This window comes from Stenotrophomonas sp. PD6 (genome assembly GCF_049199305.1).
Taxonomy (GTDB): Bacteria; Pseudomonadota; Gammaproteobacteria; order Xanthomonadales; family Xanthomonadaceae; genus Stenotrophomonas.
On the sequence record NZ_JBLZQD010000014.1, the window covers coordinates 78,864 to 96,780 of the forward strand.

At 67.6% G+C, this 17,917-nt stretch carries 19 protein-coding genes; 12 read left to right on the top strand and 7 right to left on the bottom strand.

Annotated elements, in window-relative coordinates; all coding sequences use genetic code 11:
• The first annotated feature begins 16 nt into the window (after positions 1 to 16).
• From ACOZHM_RS16690 to ACOZHM_RS16700, 3 genes are all read left to right on the top strand, one after another.
• A complete protein-coding gene (locus ACOZHM_RS16690; RefSeq protein ID WP_421570436.1) occupies positions 17 to 667 on the top strand; it encodes an arylesterase in 651 nt (216 codons plus the stop codon).
• A gap of 66 nt (positions 668 to 733) precedes the next feature.
• Positions 734 to 1,447: a response regulator transcription factor gene (locus ACOZHM_RS16695; protein WP_005408123.1), complete on the top strand. Its 714-nt coding sequence runs from the start codon at positions 734 to 736 to the stop codon at positions 1,445 to 1,447.
• A 151-nt stretch (positions 1,448 to 1,598) separates the two neighbouring features.
• Positions 1,599 to 2,870: a sensor histidine kinase gene (locus ACOZHM_RS16700; protein WP_421570437.1), complete on the top strand. Its 1,272-nt coding sequence runs from the start codon at positions 1,599 to 1,601 to the stop codon at positions 2,868 to 2,870.
• 282 nt (positions 2,871 to 3,152) lie between these two features.
• Here ACOZHM_RS16700 and ACOZHM_RS16705 read toward each other — a convergent pair whose 3' ends face one another.
• Positions 3,153 to 3,878, bottom strand: a complete 726-nt coding sequence (locus ACOZHM_RS16705) for an SGNH/GDSL hydrolase family protein (protein ID WP_421570438.1) — start codon at positions 3,876 to 3,878, stop codon at positions 3,153 to 3,155.
• A gap of 180 nt (positions 3,879 to 4,058) precedes the next feature.
• Between ACOZHM_RS16705 and ACOZHM_RS16710 the strand changes: the two genes are divergently transcribed.
• The 9 genes from ACOZHM_RS16710 to ACOZHM_RS16750 all read left to right on the top strand — a co-directional run bounded on the left by ACOZHM_RS16710 (position 4,059) and on the right by ACOZHM_RS16750 (position 10,213).
• Positions 4,059 to 4,439 (top strand): diacylglycerol kinase, encoded by a 381-nt coding sequence (locus ACOZHM_RS16710; RefSeq protein ID WP_421570439.1) that lies wholly within the window; start codon positions 4,059 to 4,061, stop codon positions 4,437 to 4,439.
• Positions 4,440 to 4,478: 39 nt separating this feature from the next.
• The gene (locus tag ACOZHM_RS16715) at positions 4,479 to 5,228 is read left to right on the top strand and encodes a TerC family protein (RefSeq protein WP_421570440.1); all 750 of its coding nucleotides are present in this window, start codon (positions 4,479 to 4,481) and stop codon (positions 5,226 to 5,228) included.
• A 170-nt stretch (positions 5,229 to 5,398) separates the two neighbouring features.
• Positions 5,399 to 6,043 (top strand): LemA family protein, encoded by a 645-nt coding sequence (locus tag ACOZHM_RS16720; protein WP_421570441.1) that lies wholly within the window; start codon positions 5,399 to 5,401, stop codon positions 6,041 to 6,043.
• Between the two features lie 10 nt (positions 6,044 to 6,053).
• Positions 6,054 to 6,941 (top strand): TPM domain-containing protein, encoded by an 888-nt coding sequence (locus ACOZHM_RS16725; protein ID WP_421570468.1) that lies wholly within the window; start codon positions 6,054 to 6,056, stop codon positions 6,939 to 6,941.
• On the top strand, positions 6,941 to 7,429 hold the full coding sequence (locus ACOZHM_RS16730; protein WP_421570442.1) for a TPM domain-containing protein: 489 nt from the start codon (positions 6,941 to 6,943) through the stop codon (positions 7,427 to 7,429). Before ACOZHM_RS16725 ends, ACOZHM_RS16730 begins: the two co-directional genes overlap by 1 nt.
• A 51-nt stretch (positions 7,430 to 7,480) precedes the next feature.
• A complete protein-coding gene (lgt, locus tag ACOZHM_RS16735) occupies positions 7,481 to 8,374 on the top strand; it encodes a prolipoprotein diacylglyceryl transferase (RefSeq protein ID WP_421570443.1) in 894 nt (297 codons plus the stop codon).
• Entirely contained in the window at positions 8,371 to 9,165 is a 795-nt protein-coding gene (locus tag ACOZHM_RS16740; protein ID WP_421570444.1) for a thymidylate synthase, read from the top strand. Before lgt ends, ACOZHM_RS16740 begins: the two co-directional genes overlap by 4 nt.
• The gene (locus ACOZHM_RS16745) at positions 9,162 to 9,722 is read left to right on the top strand and encodes a hypothetical protein (protein WP_421570445.1); all 561 of its coding nucleotides are present in this window, start codon (positions 9,162 to 9,164) and stop codon (positions 9,720 to 9,722) included. The genes ACOZHM_RS16740 and ACOZHM_RS16745 overlap by 4 nt, the downstream gene beginning before the upstream one ends.
• The gene (locus tag ACOZHM_RS16750) at positions 9,719 to 10,213 is read left to right on the top strand and encodes a dihydrofolate reductase (protein WP_421570446.1); all 495 of its coding nucleotides are present in this window, start codon (positions 9,719 to 9,721) and stop codon (positions 10,211 to 10,213) included. The genes ACOZHM_RS16745 and ACOZHM_RS16750 overlap by 4 nt, the downstream gene beginning before the upstream one ends.
• Before the next feature lie 553 nt (positions 10,214 to 10,766).
• On the opposite strand, the gene ACOZHM_RS16755 is transcribed toward ACOZHM_RS16750, so the two are convergent.
• The 6 genes from ACOZHM_RS16755 to lptD form a co-directional block, all read right to left on the bottom strand.
• Complete coding sequence (locus ACOZHM_RS16755; protein WP_421570447.1) at positions 10,767 to 11,783, bottom strand: symmetrical bis(5'-nucleosyl)-tetraphosphatase; 1,017 nt, start codon at positions 11,781 to 11,783, stop codon at positions 10,767 to 10,769.
• A gap of 13 nt (positions 11,784 to 11,796) precedes the next feature.
• Positions 11,797 to 12,180: a Co2+/Mg2+ efflux protein ApaG gene (gene apaG, locus ACOZHM_RS16760; protein ID WP_421570448.1), complete on the bottom strand. Its 384-nt coding sequence runs from the start codon at positions 12,178 to 12,180 to the stop codon at positions 11,797 to 11,799.
• 68 nt (positions 12,181 to 12,248) lie between these two features.
• On the bottom strand, positions 12,249 to 13,067 hold the full coding sequence (rsmA, locus tag ACOZHM_RS16765) for a 16S rRNA (adenine(1518)-N(6)/adenine(1519)-N(6))-dimethyltransferase RsmA (protein WP_421570449.1): 819 nt from the start codon (positions 13,065 to 13,067) through the stop codon (positions 12,249 to 12,251).
• The gene (gene pdxA, locus ACOZHM_RS16770) at positions 13,064 to 14,044 is read right to left on the bottom strand and encodes a 4-hydroxythreonine-4-phosphate dehydrogenase PdxA (RefSeq protein WP_421570450.1); all 981 of its coding nucleotides are present in this window, start codon (positions 14,042 to 14,044) and stop codon (positions 13,064 to 13,066) included. The genes rsmA and pdxA overlap by 4 nt, the downstream gene beginning before the upstream one ends.
• A 10-nt stretch (positions 14,045 to 14,054) precedes the next feature.
• Positions 14,055 to 15,404 carry a peptidylprolyl isomerase gene (locus ACOZHM_RS16775; protein WP_421570451.1) on the bottom strand — a complete coding sequence of 450 codons (1,350 nt, stop codon included), beginning with the start codon at positions 15,402 to 15,404 and terminating at the stop codon, positions 14,055 to 14,057.
• A complete protein-coding gene (gene lptD, locus ACOZHM_RS16780) occupies positions 15,401 to 17,860 on the bottom strand; it encodes an LPS-assembly protein LptD (RefSeq protein WP_421570452.1) in 2,460 nt (819 codons plus the stop codon). Before lptD ends, ACOZHM_RS16775 begins: the two co-directional genes overlap by 4 nt.
• Positions 17,861 to 17,917 lie beyond the last annotated feature (57 nt).

Genomic DNA, 17,917 nt, shown 5'->3' on the forward strand with positions numbered 1-17,917 from the left:
CGATGAGGATTCTCCAATGAACCGAACACTGTGGGTGGGCCGCGCGGCCCAGACGTTGATGCTGCTGGCAGGGTTGCTGCTGTTGCCCGCACTGGCCTGTGCCAAAGGTCAGGAAACCCGGCACGCCGTGCTGGTGGTCGGCGACAGCCTGAGTGCAGCCCACAATATCCCGGCCGCGTCAGGCTGGGTAAACCTGCTTCAGCAGCGGGTTAGCCAGCAGATCAAGCCGCCACCGGCGGTCATCAACGCCAGCATCAGCGGCGAGACCACCGCCGGCGCGCTGACCCGGCTGCCGGGCCTGCTGGACAAGCACCGCCCGTCGGTGGTGGTGATCGAACTGGGGGGCAACGATGCATTGCGCGGGCTCACCCCGGTGCAGCTGCGCGGCAACCTGGAGAAGATGATCGTGGCCAGCCAGAAGGCGGGCGCCAAGGTGCTGCTGCTGGGCATCGACGTGCCGCCCAACTACGGCCCGGCCTACCGCGACCGGCTGCGCCAGGTCTATGCCGGGCTGGCCAGCCAGTACAAGGTGCCGCTGCTGCCGTTCCTGCTGGAGGGGGTGGCGCTGCAGCCCGGGCTGATGCAGGCCGATGGCCTGCATCCCACGGCGGCCGGGCAGCCGCGGGTGCTGGACAACGTCTGGCCGCTGCTCAAGCCACTGTTGTGAGCGGCTTCACACCACGTCCACCGCCGATCCGGCATGTTTCACAAAGCTGAAGAAAGAGGGACTCCCATGCGTCAGACAAAGGAAACCTCCGGCCTGGTGCTGGTGGTCGAAGACAACCGCAATATCTCCGAGATGATCGGTGAATACCTGGAAGGCCGCGGGTTCGAAGTGGACTACGCCCAGGACGGGCTGGACGGTTACCGGCTGGCGGCGGAGAACAGCTACGACGTGGTCGTGCTGGACCTCATGCTGCCGCGCCTGGACGGTATCGAAGTCTGCCGCCGGCTGCGCAACGACGCCCGCAAGTCCACGCCGGTGCTGATGCTTACCGCACGTGACACGCTCGATGACAAGCTCACCGGGCTGGGCTTCGGCGCCGACGATTACCTGACCAAGCCGTTCGCGATCCAGGAGCTGGAAGCCCGCCTGCGCGCGCTGATCCGCCGCGAGCGTCGCCAGGTAGGCTCGGAAGTGCTCAAGGTCGCCGACCTGGTGCTGGACCCGGTCAGCATGCGTGCCACGCGTGCCGGCACGGAACTGCAGCTGTCGCCGATCGGGCTGCGCCTGCTCACCATCCTGATGCGCGAATCGCCCCGCGTGGTGACCCGCCAGGAAATCGAGCGCGAGATCTGGGGCAATGGCCTGCCGGACTCGGACACGCTGCGCAGCCATCTGTACAACCTGCGCAAGATCATCGACAAGCCGTTCGACCGTCCGCTGCTGCACACCGTGCAGAGCGCGGGCTACCGCATTGCCGATATCGCCCAGCCCATGACCTGATGCGTCGCACGGCAGGGCGCACGACGGCACGGGCCTTTGCGGGCCCGGATATACACGATGCCCCGGCACTTGCCGGGGCATCGTGTTTGCTTGCACGATGGAATAACGGCGCGCTTTCCTATAATCGCGGCGACCCGATCTGGACTTCGTAATGCCGCACGGTCTGCCGCGCAAGATCCGCATTGTCTTCATCCTGCAGGCCGTCCTGGCGAGCCTGGGCATTCTGTTGGGCGCCTGGCTGGTATCGCTGGTGATCAAGCACAGCCTGGTCAGCAGCGCGCTGCAGGAAGAAGCGACGTATTTCTGGGAACTGCACGCGGCCTCGCCGGTGCAGCCGCCGCCCAATACACGCAACATCCGCGGGTATCTGCTGGAAACCGGGCAGTCGGCGCTGAGCCTGCCGGCGAACCTGCGCACGCTGTCGCCGGGCTTCCACGAACTGAAGGCGGACGATCAGCTGGTGCTGGTCGATGCGCGTCCGGAAGGGCGGCTGTATCTGGTGTTCCTGCGCTCGCGCGCGGAGATGCTGGCGTTCTGGTTCGGGATCGTACCGGTGTTGTTGACGCTGCTGGCGGTGTACGGCGCGTCGTGGATCACGTACCGGGCCTCGAAGCGGCTGGTATCGCCGGTGAACTGGCTGGCACGACGCGTGTCGCGCTGGAATCCGGGGCATCCGGAGGCGGCGGACCTGGCGCCGGACAAGTTGCCGGCCGACATGCAGGGCGAAACGCGCCAGCTGGCGGCGGCATTGCATTCGCTGGCCACGCGGGTAACGGCGCACGTGGCGCGCGAACGCAACTTCACTCGCGATGCGAGCCACGAGCTGCGCACGCCGTTGACGGTGATCCGGGTGGCCAGTGACATGGCGCTGGGCGACCAGGACATGACGCCGCGCCTGCGCCGCGGCCTGGACCGCATCCAACGTGCAGGCCGGGACATGGAGGCGGTGATCGATGCGTTCCTGATCCTGGCGCGCGAAGCGGACGTGGAGCCGCAGATTGAGTTGTTCGATGTCAGCGAGATCGTGCGCTACGAGGTGGACAATGCGCGCGAGCTGCTGGCCGGCCGCCCGGTTGAGATTCACCTGCACAGCGACGCACCGGTGCAGCTGCACGCGCCGCCCCGGGTGCTGCAGGTGGTGGTCAGCAATCTGCTGCGCAACGCCTGCAGTTACACCGACGAAGGCCGCATCGACGTGGATGTGCTGGACGACCGGGTGGTGGTGCGCGACACCGGCATCGGGATGTCGGCCGAGGCGCTCTCGCGCGCGTTCGAACCGTTCTACCGCGCCGAACCCAGCCGCCCGCAGGGCACCGGACTGGGCCTGTCGATCGTGCGCCGCCTGTGCGACCGCTTCGGCTGGAAGATCGCGCTCAACAGCGAACCCGGGGTGGGGACACAGGCGACGATCATCTATCGCTGACCCAACGAAACGCCGAAACGCCGAAGCATCGGAAAGCCGAAGCGAAGAGCGCCGGCTTTTCAGTTGCCTGCTCACAGGTGAGTGCCGGCGGTGGGCCCGCGGGGGACGCCGTGAACCCATCCATGGGGGCTTAGTCGCCGCATCCATGCGGCTCATACCCCCGCAAACCCACCACCGCCACTCCCCTCGACGGTTGGCCGCTAGACGGTAGGGTCGGTTCCCGAACGACTGCCGACTCTGCTGATCGGCCCTTTAACGCATGACCTCAAACAACGCGCGCTGTTATCGCTTCACCGCACCACACTGCACCTTAGGCGCCAACGCCTTGCGCCAGATTGCATATCCTTCCGGCTTCATGTGCAGCATGTCCTCGCGGAACAGTGACGTGCGCGGCTGGCCGTCTTCGCCGAGCATCGGGGTGTAGATGTCGGTGTAGCCCGTGTTGGGTAGCTTGGCCAGGGCCTGCTGGATCAACCCGTTGGCCTCCTGCACCGCCGGCAGCAGCTGCGCGCGCGATGGGCTGGGCTTGATCGATATCACTTCCACCGTCGTCTTCGGCAGGTCGCGGTGTACCCGGTGCACGAAGGCCACCACATCGTCGCGTACCTGCGCGGGTGTGCGGCCGCTGTTGAGGTCGTTGTCGCCGGCGTAGAAGAACACTTTGCACGGCGCGTACGGAATCACGATCTGGTCGGCGTAGTAGGTGCTGTCGCGCACCTCTGAACCGCCGAAGCCACGGTTGAAGACCTTCTGGCCCGGGAAATCGGCCGCCAGCGTGTCCCACATGCGGATCGACGAACTGCCGATGAACTCGATGCCCCCGCGCGGTGGCGGCGTGGCTGCGTCGGCGCTGGCGAAGGCGGCCATGTCGCCTGCCCAGGCCACGTTCGAGACCTGTGCGGGGACCTGCGGCGGGGGCGGCACCGGGTGCTGCTTCAGGGCCAGGGCGGGCAGGCTGGCGGTCAGCGCCAGGGCGAGCAGCAGGGGGCGGGTGAAACGCTGGGACATGCGGGACTCCTGTAGTGCGTCCGGCCATTCTAGGCCGGGCCGCCGCCCCCGGCGCCGGGCCGGCGCGTGCCCCTTGTGGCAAAATGCCCCATTCTCAACCGCTTAGCGCGCTGCCCATGACCCGTTGTCGTGCCCCGCATCTGCCGTCCTGCCCCCGTTTCCGCCGTGGGGTGTCCCTGCGTGGCTGATGAAATCGGGCACATGCCGCGCGGCCCCAAGCGCATCTTCAAGGCCGCGGTGTGGTCCTGGCAGGGCCTGCGGGCCGCCTGGCTGCACGAGTCTTCGTTCCGGCTCGAGGTCTACCTGCTGATCGTGCTGGCCCCGCTGGCGCTGTGGCTGGGCCAGAGCCCGGTCGAGCGGGCGCTCATGATCGGTTCGATGCTGCTGGTGCTGGCCATGGAGCTGGCCAACTCGGCTATCGAAGCCGTGATCGAACGCTACGGCCCGGAGTTCCACGAGCTGGCCGGCCGCGCCAAGGACATGGGCTCGGCGGCGGTGTTCGTGCTGATGATGAACGTGCTGCTGTGCTGGGGCCTGGTCCTGGCCCCGCGAATTTTCTGACGCGCATCGCGCGCCATTCCCCCCTGTAAGGATGTATCCATGTTGCTTGAGCTGCTGTCCGATCCCAATGTCTGGTTGACCCTGCTGACCCTGAGCGCGCTCGAGATCGTGCTGGGCATCGACAACCTGGTGTTCATCTCCATCGCCGTGAGCAAGCTGCCCGAAGCGCGCCGCCCGTTCGCGCGCAAGCTCGGCATCGCCGTGGCCTGCATCACCCGCATCCTGCTGCTGGTGTCGCTGGCCTACCTGGCGCACATGGAAGCCAACCTGTTCACTGTGGCCGGCGTGGGCATTTCCATCCGCGACCTGGTGCTGATCCTCGGCGGCCTGTTCCTGATCATCAAGGGCAGCATGGAAATCCGCGAGCTGATCACCGGCGGCGAAGACGAGGATCCCACCACCACCAAGGCCTCGGCCGTGTTCGGCATGGTGATTGCGCAGATCGCCATCATCGACATCGTGTTCTCGCTGGACTCGGTGATCACCGCCGTCGGCATCGCCGACCATGTGCCGGTGATGGTGGCGGCGATCCTGCTGTCGGTGGCGGTCATGCTGCTGGCGGCCAATCCGCTGGGTCGCTTCATCGACGCCAACCCGACCGTGAAGATGCTGGCCCTGGCCTTCATCCTGCTGATCGGTGCCGTGCTGATCCTGGACGGCCTGGGCGTGCACGTGCCCAAGCCCTACATCTACTCGGCCATGGGCTTCTCGGTGCTGGTGGAATGGCTGAACCTGCTGATGCGCCGCCGCGCGCTGGCGCACCATGTGCCGGGTGCGGGTAATTGGTAAAGCCATGTACCGACCAACGGTCGGTACCTACCGGGGGGTGAGCCGACGCGTTGTCGGCAGCCGTCCGGGAATGCGGGGCCGGCCTTTGGGTCGGCCCCGCGCCGTTACGGGGTATTAACCCCTATTCATGGCACTCTCCAGCTCCCGACCACCCCGATCCGGAGCCGGCCATGCGTATGTCCACCCGACTGTTGTTGCTGGCCCTGCTGGCCAGCCTGTTGTCTGGTTGCGGTTACAACTCGATCCAGCAGAAGGACCAGCAGGTCAAGGCCGGCTGGGCCGAGGTGCTCAACCAGTACAAGCGCCGCGCCGACCTGATTCCCAATCTGGTGCAGACCGTGGAAGGCTATGCCAACCAGGAACGCCAGGTGCTCACCGACGTCACCAATGCCCGCGCCCGGGTCGGCCAGGTCAACGTCAACGCCGACGATGCCGAATCGCTCAAGCAGTTCCAGCAGGCGCAGGGTGAATTGAGCGGCGCGCTGTCGCGGCTGCTGGTGGTCACCGAGAACTACCCGAACCTGAAGTCCGACCAGGGCTTCCGCGACCTGCAGGCGCAGCTGGAAGGCACCGAGAACCGCATCACCGTGGCCCGTGGCCGCTACATCCAGCAGGTGCAGGACTACAACACCTACATCCTGTCGTTCCCGCAGCTGATCACCGCCAAGATCTTCGGCTACAAGGAAAAGCCGAACTTCACGGTGGAGAACGAAGCGCAGATCTCGCAGCCGCCGGCGGTGAAGTTCGGTTCGCAGGCTCCGGCCCAGGCCCCCGCGCCGCAGCCGCCGCAGCCGCAGCAGGCCCCGGCGCAGTAACGCGGTGAACATCCGCCTGCTGCTGCGCGCGCTGTTGCTGCTGAGCCTGTGCCTGGCGCTGCCCGCCTGGGCGCAGGCCGATGCGGCCATTCCGCCGATGACCTCGCCGGTGGTGGACACCACCGGCACCCTGGACGCCGCGCAGAAGCAGGCGCTGGAGGCCCAGGCGCTGGCGCTGCAGCAGCGCAAGGGCAGCCAGCTGCAGATCCTGATGGTGCCCAGCACCCAGCCCGAAACCATCGAGCAGTACACCCAGCGGGTGTTCGAGCAGTGGAAGATCGGCCGCCAGGGCGTCGATGACGGCGTGCTGCTGGTGGTGGCCAAGGACGACCGGCGGGTCCGCATCGAACCGGGCTATGGCCTGGAAGGTGCGATTCCCGACGCGATCGCCAACCGCGTGATCCAGGAATACCTTGCCCCGCATTTCCGCAGCGGCGACTATGCCGGCGGGCTGGTCGACGGCAGCGCCGCGCTGGTCAAGCTGATCGACGGCGAAGAACTGCCGGCGCCGGTCAGCGACAACCGCGCCGAGCGCGGCACCGGTGGTGATGGCTTCACGTTGGCATTGGTCATCGGTTTCTTCGTGGGCACCTTCGCCCGCGGCCTGCTGGGCTGGCTGCCGCGCCCGGTGCGCGCGTTGCTGGGCGGGGGCGGGGCGGCCGTGGCCGCGTTCCTGTTCACTTCGCTGTGGCTGGCCAGTGGCCTGGCCGGCCTGATCGGCCTGTTCGTCGGCTTCTCCTCCGGCCGGGTCGGCCGCTTTGCCCGCAACAGCGGCTGGGGCGGCGGTGGCTTCGGTGGCGGCGGGTGGGGTGGTGGTGGCGGTGGTTTCGGCGGCGGTGGCGGCTGGGGCGGCGGCGGTGGGCGTTCCGGAGGCGGCGGCGCCTCGGGGGGCTGGTGATGCGCGCCTTGCGCCACCTGTTCGCGCCCTCGCTGCGGCGCACCTTCCCGGCGGACAGCCTGCAGGCCATCACCGACGCGATCACCGCGGGCGAGCGCCTGCATGGCGGCCAGGTGATGTTCGCGGTGGAAGCGGACCTGCCGTTGCTGGCCCTCTGGCAGGGCGTCAGCGCCCGCCAGCGCGCCGACCACGCCTTCGCGCAGCTGCGCACCTGGGACACCGAACAGAACAATGGCGTGCTGGTGTACCTGCTGCTGGCCGACCACGCCATCGAGCTGGTGGCCGATCGTGGCCTGCGCGAAAAGGTGGGCGAGGCGCAGTGGCAGGCGGTCTGCGCGCACATGCAGGAGCAGCTGCGCGGCGGCGCCCTGCAGGACGCGGTACTGCTGGCCATTGCCGAGGTATCGGAGATACTGGCCGGGCATTACCCGCCCGGCAGCGGGTCCAAGGATGACGCCCTGCCCAACACGCCCCAACTGCTTGGTTGAGGTGGGGCGGCGCTGGCCCGAGAATAGCCGCTTACCTGCAAGGCATCGCCCATGATCTATTTCCACGATATCGACCCCATCGCCATCTCGCTTGGGCCGATCAAGGTGCACTGGTACGGCATCATGTACCTGCTCGGCTTCACGGCGGCCTGGTGGCTGGGGCGCCGGCGGATCGCGGCCGGGCGCCTGCCGGGCGTGGATGCCAACGGATTCTCCGACCTGCTGTTCTACGCCATGCTCGGCGTGGTGGTCGGCGGCCGCGTCGGCTACATGCTGTTCTATGCGCTGTCGGACTTCCTGCACAACCCGCTGCTGCTGTTCAAGGTATGGGACGGTGGCATGAGCTTCCACGGCGGCCTGCTTGGCGTGCTGTTCGCCTCCTGGTGGTGGTCGCGCAAGCAGCGCCTGCACCTGGGCGACACCATCGACTTCATGGCGCCGCTGGTGCCGTTGGGCCTGGGCTTCGGTCGCATCGGCAACTTCATCGGCGCCGAGTTGTGGGGCAAGTACACCGACGGCACCTGGGGCGTGGTGTTCCCCAGCGGCCTGCCGGCCCCGTTGAACCAGCTGGACATGCCGGCACTGCGCGAGCAGTTCGCCACCGGTGCGCTCAACCAGTTCGCGCGCCATCCTTCGCAGCTGTATGAAGCGCTGCTGGAAGGCCTGGTGATGTTCGTGGTGCTGTGGGCGGTGTCGGCCAAGCCGCGCCACCGCTACGTGATCTCCGGCCTGTTCGCGCTGATGTACGGCGTGTTCCGCTTCGCGGTGGAGTTCGTGCGCATGCCCGACAACGGCGTGTACCTGGCCTTCGACTGGTTCACCCGCGGCCAGCTGCTGAGCCTGCCGCTGGTGGCCTTCGGCCTGGTGCTGCTGGCGCTGTCGCGCCGCGCGCCGGTATTGCAGCCGGTGCTGCCGGCCCCCGCCGCTGCCGGGAGCAAGGCATGAAGGCCTACCTGGACCTGCTGGAACACGTGCTGGAACACGGCACGGAGAAGTCCGACCGCACCGGCACCGGCACGCGCAGCGTGTTCGGCTGGCAGATGCGCTTCAACCTCAACGACGGCTTCCCGCTGGTTACCACCAAGAAGCTGCACCTGCGCTCGATCATCCATGAGCTGCTGTGGTTCCTGAAGGGCGACACCAACATCGGCTACCTCAAGGACCACCAGGTACGCATCTGGGACGAATGGGCCGACGCCAACGGCGACCTCGGTCCGGTCTACGGCAAGCAGTGGCGCAGCTGGGCCACGGCCGACGGCGGCAGCATCGACCAGATGCAGTGGCTGGTGGACGAGATCAAGCGCAACCCGGATTCGCGGCGGCTGGTAGTCAGCGCGTGGAATGTGGGCGAGCTGTCGCAGATGGCGCTGATGCCCTGCCACAACCTGTTCCAGTTCTACGTGGTGGACGGCAAGCTGAGCTGCCAGCTGTACCAGCGCAGCGGCGACATCTTCCTGGGCGTGCCGTTCAACATCGCCAGCTATGCGCTGCTCACCCATCTGGTGGCGCAGGCCACGGGGCTGGGCGTGGGCGACTTCGTGCACACGCTGGGCGATGCGCACTTGTATTCAAACCACTACGAGCAGGCACGCGAGCAGCTGTCGCGTGAACCGCGCGCGCTGCCCACGCTGTGGTTGAATCCGGACGTCACCGACCTGTTCGGTTTCCAGTACGAAGACATCCGCATCGACGGCTACAACCCGCACCCGGCGATCAAGGCGCCGGTGGCGGTATGAGGCGGATGGCGGGCAGGGCGCTGCGGGTCGCGCTGGTGATGCTGTTGCCGGCAGCGGCGCACGCAGCAGCGCCGTCGGTGCCGCTGGCCACCCAGGTCAATGCGCAGATCGTGCAGCGCCAGGTCAACGAAGACGTGTCGGCCATGGCCGGTGCGTCCGGCGCGGGCCTGATGCCGGGCGACCTGCCGGCGGCCTGCGAGCCCGCCATGCGCGGTGCGGTGGCGACCATGTCCAGCGAGCTGGTGCGCTTCATGCAGGGCGCCTTCAACGATGCGAAGTACCAGCGCACATTCGAACAGCAGCTGGCGCAGGCATATTCGCCGGCACAGCTGCAGGGGTTCCTGGAACGGAGCGCCGCCGCCGATCTCGATGGATTAAGCGCGGAGATCATGGCCGCGCCCGGCCTGCAGGCCACACAGGATGCCCATCTGGCTCGTCTCACCGAAGAGGCGGATAAGGCGATGGAGGCCGATCCGGGCCTGCAGAAGGCACTGGCCGAGGTGCGCGCCGCCCAGGAGCGCTGCGATGCAGTGCGCATGGACGCGGGCGAATCATGAAGCTCTCGTTGATTGCGGCGCTGGACCAGGAGCACGGCATCGGCCATGACAACCAGCTGCCCTGGCAGCTGCCCGATGACCTCAAGCGATTCAAGGCACTGACGATCGGCAAGCCGATCCTGATGGGCCGCAAGACCGCGCAGTCGCTGGGCCGCGCGTTGCCCGGCCGCCCCAATCTCGTGCTGACCCGCTCGGGCCAGGTGCCGTTCGAGGGCATGCAGGCAGTGGCGTCGATCGACGAGGCACTGCAGTTCGCGGCGGCAGCCGGCGCGAACGAGCTGTGCGTGATCGGCGGCGGCGAGATCTACCGTCTTGCCATGGCGCAGGCCACCGACCTGCACCTGACCTGGGTGGAGACGTCGGTGGAAGCCGACACCCATTTCCCGCCCGTCGACCCGCAGCAGTGGCTCGAAACCACCCGCGAGCACCATCCCGCCGACGCCAGACACGCGTTCGCGTTCGATTTCGTGGATTACGTGCGGAAGGCGTAAGGCCAAAGCCAAAGCCAAAGCCAAAGCCAAAGCCAAAGCCAAAGCCGAAGCCCTGCTCTGCGAATGTCTCTGGCTTGGGCCGGCGGCGGCAGGCCTGCGGGGGACGCTGCAAGTACATCCCTGTAAGCTCAGTCGCCGCATCCATGCGGCTCATGCCCCCGCAAACCTGCCCCCGCCGACCCTTCGACAGTCGGCTGGTGGCCATTGGAAATCAAGAAACAATGGCGTCGCGCGCGACGCCGTAGAGCCAGGCCATGCCTGGCTGCAGGAGCCGGGCAGAGCCCGGCTCTACCGCTTCAGAGTGACTCACCGACGCAACTGTCGAAGGGTCGGCGGGGGTGGGGGTATGGGGCCGTAGAGCGCCATGGATGGCGTGAACGAGCTTACATGGGTGAAGGCGCACTGCTTGCGAGGCACTGCCTCGCGTGCGACTGAACGCACAGCCGCTGGCGGCTGGGCCGGGCCGCGGAGCGGGACTTGCAGCGTGCCCCATACCCCCACCGCCGCCGGCCCAAACCAGAGACATTCGCAGTCCAAGGCTCTGGCCGTTGCGCTACGCCGTGGTTGGCGTGTTGTTGCCGTCGTTGCCGTTGTTGCCTACCGGTTCGCGCGGCGGGCGGGCGTGCTGCTGGCGCTGGCCGCGGTTGCGCGGCTGGCCGTCGCGCTGGCGCGGGGGGCGGTCGTTGCCGGGTGCGCCGCCTTCGTTGGCCGGGCGCCGTGCCGGTGGGCGCGGTGGCGTTACCGGCTTGGGTACGTCGCGGCCGGGGACCTGCACCACGCGCAGTTCCTCCGTATCCAGCTGCAGCGCCGTGAGCTTGCCACCCCACACCGCGCCGGTGTCGATCGCATGCACGCCCTGCGTGATCGTCAGGCCCAGCGCCGACCAGTGGCCGCACACGATCTTCAGATCGCGCTCGACCCGGCCCGGCACTTCGAACCACGGGTACAGGCCCTGTTCCTGCGTGCCCGGCGTGCCCTTGTCCTCGATCCCGATGCGGCCGCGTGGCGTGCAGTAACGCATGCGCGTGAGCAGATTGATGATCGCCCGCGAGCGGTCGTAACCGCCCAGGCCGGGCGACCAGCCCGGCTTGTCGCCGTACATGTTGCGGAACAGCTTGCGGTAGCCGCTGCCGTGCAGCTGCACCTCCACCTCGCGCGCGTGCTTCTCGGCCAGCTGCGTGGTCCACTTCGGGGCCAGCCCGGCGTGCACCATCATCCAGCCCAGCTCGCGGTCCACGTGCACCAGCTTCTGCAGGCGTAGCCATTCGAGCAGCTCGTCGCGGTCCTCGGCCTGCACAATGCGCAGCAGGTCCGGGTTGACCTTGCGCTGCTCTTCTTCGGTACGCGCGCCCACCGCCAGCAACGACAGGTCATGGTTGCCCAGCACCACCACGCTGTGCTCGCGCAGCGAATGCACCAGACGCAGCGTTTCCAGCGACTGGCCGCCGCGGTTGACCAGGTCGCCACAGAACCACAGTTTGTCCACCGCCGGGTCGAAGCGGATCTTCTCCAGCAGGCGCTGGGTCACGTCGTAACAGCCCTGCAGATCGCCGATGGCCCAGACACTCATGCGTGCGCCTCCATCAGTGCAGCGTGCGTGGAACGGTGAGCACGAAGGGCGCGATCGGTGCAGCGAACTCGGTGCCGTCGTCGGCCACCATGTCGTAATGCCCCTGCATCGTGCCGTGTTCGGTCTCCAGCATGACCCCGGACGTGTAACGGAAGTCTTCACCCGGGCGCAGCCGCGGCTGCTCGCCGATCACGCCGTCGCCGTCGACATGCTCCACCCGCCCATTGCCGTCGGTGATCCGCCAGTGGCGCGCCACCAGCCGCGCCGCGATGCGGCCCTCGTTATGGATGCGGATCGTGTAGGCGAACGCAAAGCGCCCGTCCTCGGGAATGGACTGGTCATCGAGGAAGCGCGGGGCGACCTCAACGGAGATCGCATAGTTTGCAGCGTCGTTCATACAGGCAGTTTAGAGGGTGTTGTGCAGAGTGAGGTGAGCGCCGGGCAGCGGGCGTCACGCGCGTAGCGCTACTCGGCCGGCGGAACCGGCACGTTGGCCAGCGCAATGAACTCGGCCACCGCCAGCTGCTCGGCGCGCGCGTCGCTGCGCACCCCGGCGGCCTCGAACTGCTCGGCGCTGACCACGCCGTTGAGTGCATTGCGCAGCGTCTTGCGGCGTTGCCCGAACGCGGCGCGGACCACGTCCGCGAAGCGCTTGCGGTCGTGGATGTCGACCGTGGCCGGGTCGCGCGGCACCAGCCGCACCACCGCCGAATCCACCTTCGGCGGCGGCCGGAAGGCGCCCGGCGGCACCACGAACAGCGACGTGACCTTGCACCAGGCCTGCAGCATCACGCTCAGCCGGCCATAGACCTTGCTGCCGGGCTCGGCGGCCATGCGGTCCACGACCTCCTTCTGCAGCATGAAGTGCATGTCGCGGATCACCGCGGCGTGCTCCATGGCATGGAACAGGATCGGCGAGGAGATGTTGTAGGGCAGGTTGCCGACCAGGCGGATCTGGCCGTCGCCGGCCAGCTCGGTGAAGTTCACCTGCAGCACGTCGCGGTGCACGATGGTCAGCTCGCCCAGCGGCGCGGCGGCGGCGGTCAACGGCGCGATCAGGTCGCGGTCGAACTCGATCACCGTCAGGCGCGGATGACGGCGCAGCAGCGGCAGGGTGATGGCGCCCTGGCCCGGGCCGATCTCGACCAGGCGGTCGTCGTCCTTCGGGTTGACGGCCATGACGATCTTGTCGATATAGCTGCGATCGGCCAGGAAGTGCTGGCCGAGCTGCTTTTTGGCCGGCGCGGTGAACCCGGCGGCAGAAGAGGAATACGGGGAAGTCATGCTGCCATCTTACGTTGCCGCGCCAGCCGGGCACACAGCCCGGTGGCAGCGAGGAGACTGGAGGGGTCGGCCAGGCCGCGCCCGGCCAGGTCCAGCGCGGTGCCGTGGTCGACCGCCACCCGGGGGTAGGGCAGGCCCAGCGTGATGTTGACCGCCTGTTCAAAGCCGCTGTACTTGAGCACCGGCAGGCCCTGGTCGTGGTACATGGCCAGCACCGCGTCGAACCCGGCCAGCTTGGCCGGCAGGAACGCGGTGTCGGCCGGCAGCGGGCCGACCAGGTCCATGCCGCCGGCGCGCAGGCGCTCCAGCAGGGGGATGATCAGGTCCAGCTCTTCACGCCCCAGGTGGCCGTCTTCGCCGGCATGCGGGTTCAGCCCCAGCACCGCGATGCGCGGGCTGGCGATGCCGAACTGCCGCTGCATCGCGGTATGCACGGTGTGCAGCGTGCGGGCCAGCCCCTCGGCGGTGATGGCATCGGCCACCGCGCGCAAGGGCAGGTGGGTGGTGGCCAGGGCCACCCGGACGATGTCGTTGGCCAGCATCATCACCACCTCGACCCCGGCCTGGTCGGCCAGCAGTTCGGTGGTGCCGCTGTAGGCGATGCCGCCCTGGTTGATCACGGCTTTGTGCACCGGCCCGGTGACCACACCGTCCAGTTCACCGGACAGGCAGGCCTGGCCGGCCTGCAGCAGGGCAGCGATCACCGCAGCGGCGTTGGCCGGGTCGGTATGGCCGAAGCGCGACGGGTGCGCATTGCGCACCTCACGCAACGGCAGATCGCCCGGCTGGCGGGCGATGGCGTCTTCAGGCAACAGGTTCAGCGGCAGCGACAGCGCCGTGGCGGCCGCGCGCAACGTGTCCGGGTCGGCGAGGGCCAGCAGCCGGCAATCGGTGCGCGGCTGCTGGATCAGGCGAAGGCAGAGTTCCGGGCCGATCCCGGCGGGCTCGCCCGGTACCAGAGCGAGCTGCGGGATCATCGGGCCGGACTCAGGGCTTGGCCGGTGCCGGCGCCGCAGCCGGGGCGGCCTGGGCGTTGCTGCGCAGGTCCACGTAGGCTTCCCCACGCAGTTCCTGCAGGTAGCGGTTGTACTCTTCTTCCAGCTTGCGACGGCCAATGGTCTCGCGGATCTGCGAGCGCTTGTTGTCGGTGCCGGCGTCGGTCTGGCGGCTCGCAACGCGCTGCACGATGTGCCAGCCCGCGTCGGTACGGAACGGGGCGCTGACGCCACCGTCGGTGAGGCCGGAGACCTGCTTGCCGAAGTCCGGACCGAACGCGTCGGCCGGGAACCAGCCCAGATCGCCGCCCTGGCCCTTGCTGTTGGTGTCTTCCGAGGATTCCTTGGCCACGGCCTGGAAGTCGGCACCGCCGGCGATGCGGGCGCGGATCGTATCGATCTTGGCCTTGGCGGCGGCATTGTCCTGCTGATCGGTGACGCGGATCAGGATGTGGCGGCCATGGAATTCGGTGATGGTCTGGCCGCCGGCGGCGGCATTGGCATCACGCACTTCCACCAGCTTGAGCAGCTGGAAGCCGCTCGGGCCACGCAGCGGACCGACCACGTCGCCGGCCTTCATGTTGGTCATCATCTGCGCGAACGCATTGGGAATCTCGTCCAGCGAGCGCCAGCCCAGGTCGCCGCCTTCCAGCGCGTTGGGGCTGTCGGAATAGCGCACGGCGGCAGCGTTGAAGTCCAGCTCGCCCTTGTCCAGCAGCGCCTTGACGCCGTCGGCCTTCTTCTGGCCGGTGCTGATCTGGTCGGCCGTGGCCGCTTCGGGCAGGGCGATCAGGATGTGGGCCAGGTGGTACTGGGTACCCACGGTGGCTTCCTGCTTCAGCGCGGCGTCCACTTCGCCTTCGCTGACGCTGATGCGGCTCTGCGCGAAGCTCTGGCGCAGGCGCTGCACGGTGATTTCATCGCGGACCGAGCTGCGGAAGTCGTTGAAATCCACGCCATCGGCGGCCAGGCGCTGGCGCAGGGCGTCCAGGTTGGAGCCGTTCTGCTGGGCAATGGCGTTCAGGGCCTGGTTGAGCTCCTGGTCGCTGACCTTGATGCCGCTGCTTTCGGCGCGGGCCACCTGCAGCTTGACCAGCACCAGGCGCTCGAGCACCTGGCGGCTGAGTACGTCGTCGGGCGGCAGCTGGCCTTCGCGGCCGGCGTACTGGGCCTTGATGTTCACGATGGCGCGGTCCAGCTCGCTCTGCAGCACCACGTCTTCGTCGACGATGGCCGCAATGCGGTCCAGCGACTGGGACTGCTGGGCCAGCACCTGCAACGGCGCGGAGACGGTGCTGACTGCGATCAGGGAAGCGAGTAGGACGGGGAAGGTCTTGGTCATGGGATCAGGTTCGGATCGTAGTCTTCGCGCGTGGGGACGCCGGTGTTGCTGGGCGGCACGAGATAGAGGTCGTCTCGGTAGTAGCCGAGAATAGCACGGCGCAAAGTGCGGTCCGTGTTCTGGCCGATGGAGCTCAGGCCCTTGAGCACGAACTCGATCTGGAAGGAATTGTTCAGCTCACCCTCGCGGTTGCGCACGTAGCGGCGGGCCAGCGCGCGCACGGCCAGGCAGCAGCTGTCCCACTGCACGCCACCGATGATTTCCAGCGGCGCCTTGTCGGCGATGGAGTAGTAGTAACGGCCCACCACGCTCCAGCGCTCGTTGATCGGGTACAGGAAGGACAGGTCCACCTGCTCCAGCAGGGTGCGCTCTTCCTTGGTCGCGGTGATCGGCGCGGCCGCGTTGATGCGGTAGCGGTAGGTCAGGTTGACGATGCCGTCGTTGGACATCAGGTAGCGCGCACGCACGCTGGCCAGGTCCTCGCGCTTGTACTTGGGGTCCCACTGGTAGGTGGCGCCCAGGTTCCAGCGGTCGTTGATGGCGTAGTTGGCGTCGGCGATCCAGGCCGACTTGCCTTCTTCCACCTGCGAGGCGGTACCGGGCAGGGTCACCCGCGAATCGTCGAAGTACAGGATCTGGCCGAGGCTGGCGGAGAAGCGCTCGCGGCCGGTTTCCTGGTTGATGAAGCGGGTGCTGACGGCCATGGTCAGCTGGTTGGCGTCGTTCTGGCGGTCCGCGCCCGTATAACGCGAGTCGCGGAACAGCTGGCCCCAGCTGAAGGTGAAGTCGCGGGTGTCGAAGATCGGCAGGTCGCTCTGGTCGCGGTACGGCGTGCGCAGGTAGAACAGGCGCGGTTCCAGCGTGTGCAGGTACGAGGTGCCGCCGATTTCGGTTTCCCGGTCGAAGAACATGCCCGCGTCGAGGCTGGCGATGGGCACGCTGCGGTGCGGCGAGGTGTTGCCGCGCAGCTGGTCCGGCGTGAGGGTGCTCAGGTCGACATTCGCGTCGCGCAATGCCTGCAACCGGGTCTGGTCGGCCAGCCCACGGTCCAGCTGGTAACCGGTGTAGCGGTAGGCCAGGGTCGGGGTGACATACCAGGACGCGCCGGCGAACGGCATGGTCACGTAGGGCTTCACGTCCAGGCGCGAGCCGTCGTAATACGGGGTGACCACGCCGTTGCGGACGTACTCGCCATCGGCATCGATAACCTTCTGGTTGACGTCGTCGTGGGTGAAATGCACCGCCTCGGCGTACACGCCCACTTCCAGCCACGGCAGCAGCGGCTTGTCCCAGGTGCCGAACAGGCGCGGCTGGCGCGAGTAGGGCAGCGAGGCCTCGGTCAGGGTGTAGTCGGTGAGCTGCCAGTAGTCGGCCATCAGCCCGCCGGTCCAGTTTTCACCGGTGCCGTAGATGCCGATCTGGCTCTGCAGGCTGGAGGTGGTGACCCCGATCAGCTTGCTGGAGAAGTCTTCGGTGTAGCGTTCGTCGCTGACCCAGGCGATGTTGGCGCGCGTCTGCCAGTGGGGGTTGAGGTTGTGGTACCCCTCGAACTTCACCTCGCCACGGTCGCGGTCGCGCAGCTTGTCATTGGGCAGGTAGGCGGTCTGCAGCTCGCCACGGCCGCCGTCGTACAGATAGCGGAACTCGTTGTCGAGCATGAAGCCGCGCTTGCTCATGTAGCGCGGGGTCAGCGTGTCGTCGTAGTTCGGCGCCAGGTTGAAGTAGATCGGCTGGGCGTAATCGAACCCGTTGCGGCCGGACATGCCCAGCTGCGGGTACAGCAGGCCGGTCTGGCGGCGGTCGTCGATCGGGAACTTGAAGTACGGCGCCCACAGCACCGGCACCTTGCCGATGCGCAGCACCGCGTTGCGCGCGGTGCCGAAGCCTTCGTCGTTGTCCACGTCGATCTGCGGTGCCGACAGCTTCCACACCGGCTGCGACGGGTCGCAGGTGGTGTAGGTGGAGCGGTGCATCTGGCCCACCGCGCCCTGCAGGTCGATCGAGTCGGCGTCGCCATTGCCACGCCGCGAGACCAGCTGGTACTTGATGTCGCTGATCTTGTGGGTGTCCGACTCCTGGTTGCCCTCGGCGCGCTTGGCGACCATGCGGATCGAGGAGTCCTGGTAGCGCACATTGCCTTCGGCGATGTAATTGCCGCTCTCGGTGTCGAAGCTCAGGTGGTCGGTACCCAGGAACTGGTCGCCGCGCTTGAGCGCCACGTTGCCCTGGTACTGGGGCACCGTGCTGGTCCCGAACAGGGTGTCGCCTTCGATATCGGTGGGCTGTTGGTCGCGGGTTTCGGCCGCGGCCTTGTCCGCCACGGGGGCGTCGGTGAACACGGGCAGGACATCCGTAACCGGGCACAGGCCCCAGTTCACCGGTTTGTCGTCGGCCATGGCCGGCAGGCAGATGGCGATGCTCAGGGGGAGGGGCAGCAGACGGAGGGCTCGGCGCACGCGGGCTTCGGATTCGGGCGAAAACGGATCGTAGCTTGCCCCATCCCTTGCATAGGG

What these genes read in the sequence shown, in the direction of transcription:
- ACOZHM_RS16720 (WP_421570441.1), top strand. Translation starts at nt 5,399, where the DNA reads ATGCGTATGTCCACCCGACTGTTGTTGCTGGCCCTGCTGGCCAGCCTG.
- ACOZHM_RS16700 (WP_421570437.1), top strand. Translation starts at nt 1,599, where the DNA reads ATGCCGCACGGTCTGCCGCGCAAGATCCGCATTGTCTTCATCCTGCAG.
- ACOZHM_RS16750 (WP_421570446.1), top strand. Translation starts at nt 9,719, where the DNA reads ATGAAGCTCTCGTTGATTGCGGCGCTGGACCAGGAGCACGGCATCGGC.
- ACOZHM_RS16730 (WP_421570442.1), top strand. Translation starts at nt 6,941, where the DNA reads ATGCGCGCCTTGCGCCACCTGTTCGCGCCCTCGCTGCGGCGCACCTTC.
- lgt (WP_421570443.1), top strand. Translation starts at nt 7,481, where the DNA reads ATGATCTATTTCCACGATATCGACCCCATCGCCATCTCGCTTGGGCCG.
- ACOZHM_RS16740 (WP_421570444.1), top strand. Translation starts at nt 8,371, where the DNA reads ATGAAGGCCTACCTGGACCTGCTGGAACACGTGCTGGAACACGGCACG.
- ACOZHM_RS16695 (WP_005408123.1), top strand. Translation starts at nt 734, where the DNA reads ATGCGTCAGACAAAGGAAACCTCCGGCCTGGTGCTGGTGGTCGAAGAC.
- ACOZHM_RS16755 (WP_421570447.1), bottom strand. Translation starts at nt 11,783, where the DNA reads ATGAGTGTCTGGGCCATCGGCGATCTGCAGGGCTGTTACGACGTGACC.
- ACOZHM_RS16690 (WP_421570436.1), top strand. Translation starts at nt 17, where the DNA reads ATGAACCGAACACTGTGGGTGGGCCGCGCGGCCCAGACGTTGATGCTG.
- ACOZHM_RS16705 (WP_421570438.1), bottom strand. Translation starts at nt 3,878, where the DNA reads ATGTCCCAGCGTTTCACCCGCCCCCTGCTGCTCGCCCTGGCGCTGACC.
- ACOZHM_RS16775 (WP_421570451.1), bottom strand. Translation starts at nt 15,404, where the DNA reads ATGACCAAGACCTTCCCCGTCCTACTCGCTTCCCTGATCGCAGTCAGC.
- rsmA (WP_421570449.1), bottom strand. Translation starts at nt 13,067, where the DNA reads ATGACTTCCCCGTATTCCTCTTCTGCCGCCGGGTTCACCGCGCCGGCC.
- ACOZHM_RS16745 (WP_421570445.1), top strand. Translation starts at nt 9,162, where the DNA reads ATGAGGCGGATGGCGGGCAGGGCGCTGCGGGTCGCGCTGGTGATGCTG.
- pdxA (WP_421570450.1), bottom strand. Translation starts at nt 14,044, where the DNA reads ATGATCCCGCAGCTCGCTCTGGTACCGGGCGAGCCCGCCGGGATCGGC.
- apaG (WP_421570448.1), bottom strand. Translation starts at nt 12,180, where the DNA reads ATGAACGACGCTGCAAACTATGCGATCTCCGTTGAGGTCGCCCCGCGC.
- ACOZHM_RS16715 (WP_421570440.1), top strand. Translation starts at nt 4,479, where the DNA reads ATGTTGCTTGAGCTGCTGTCCGATCCCAATGTCTGGTTGACCCTGCTG.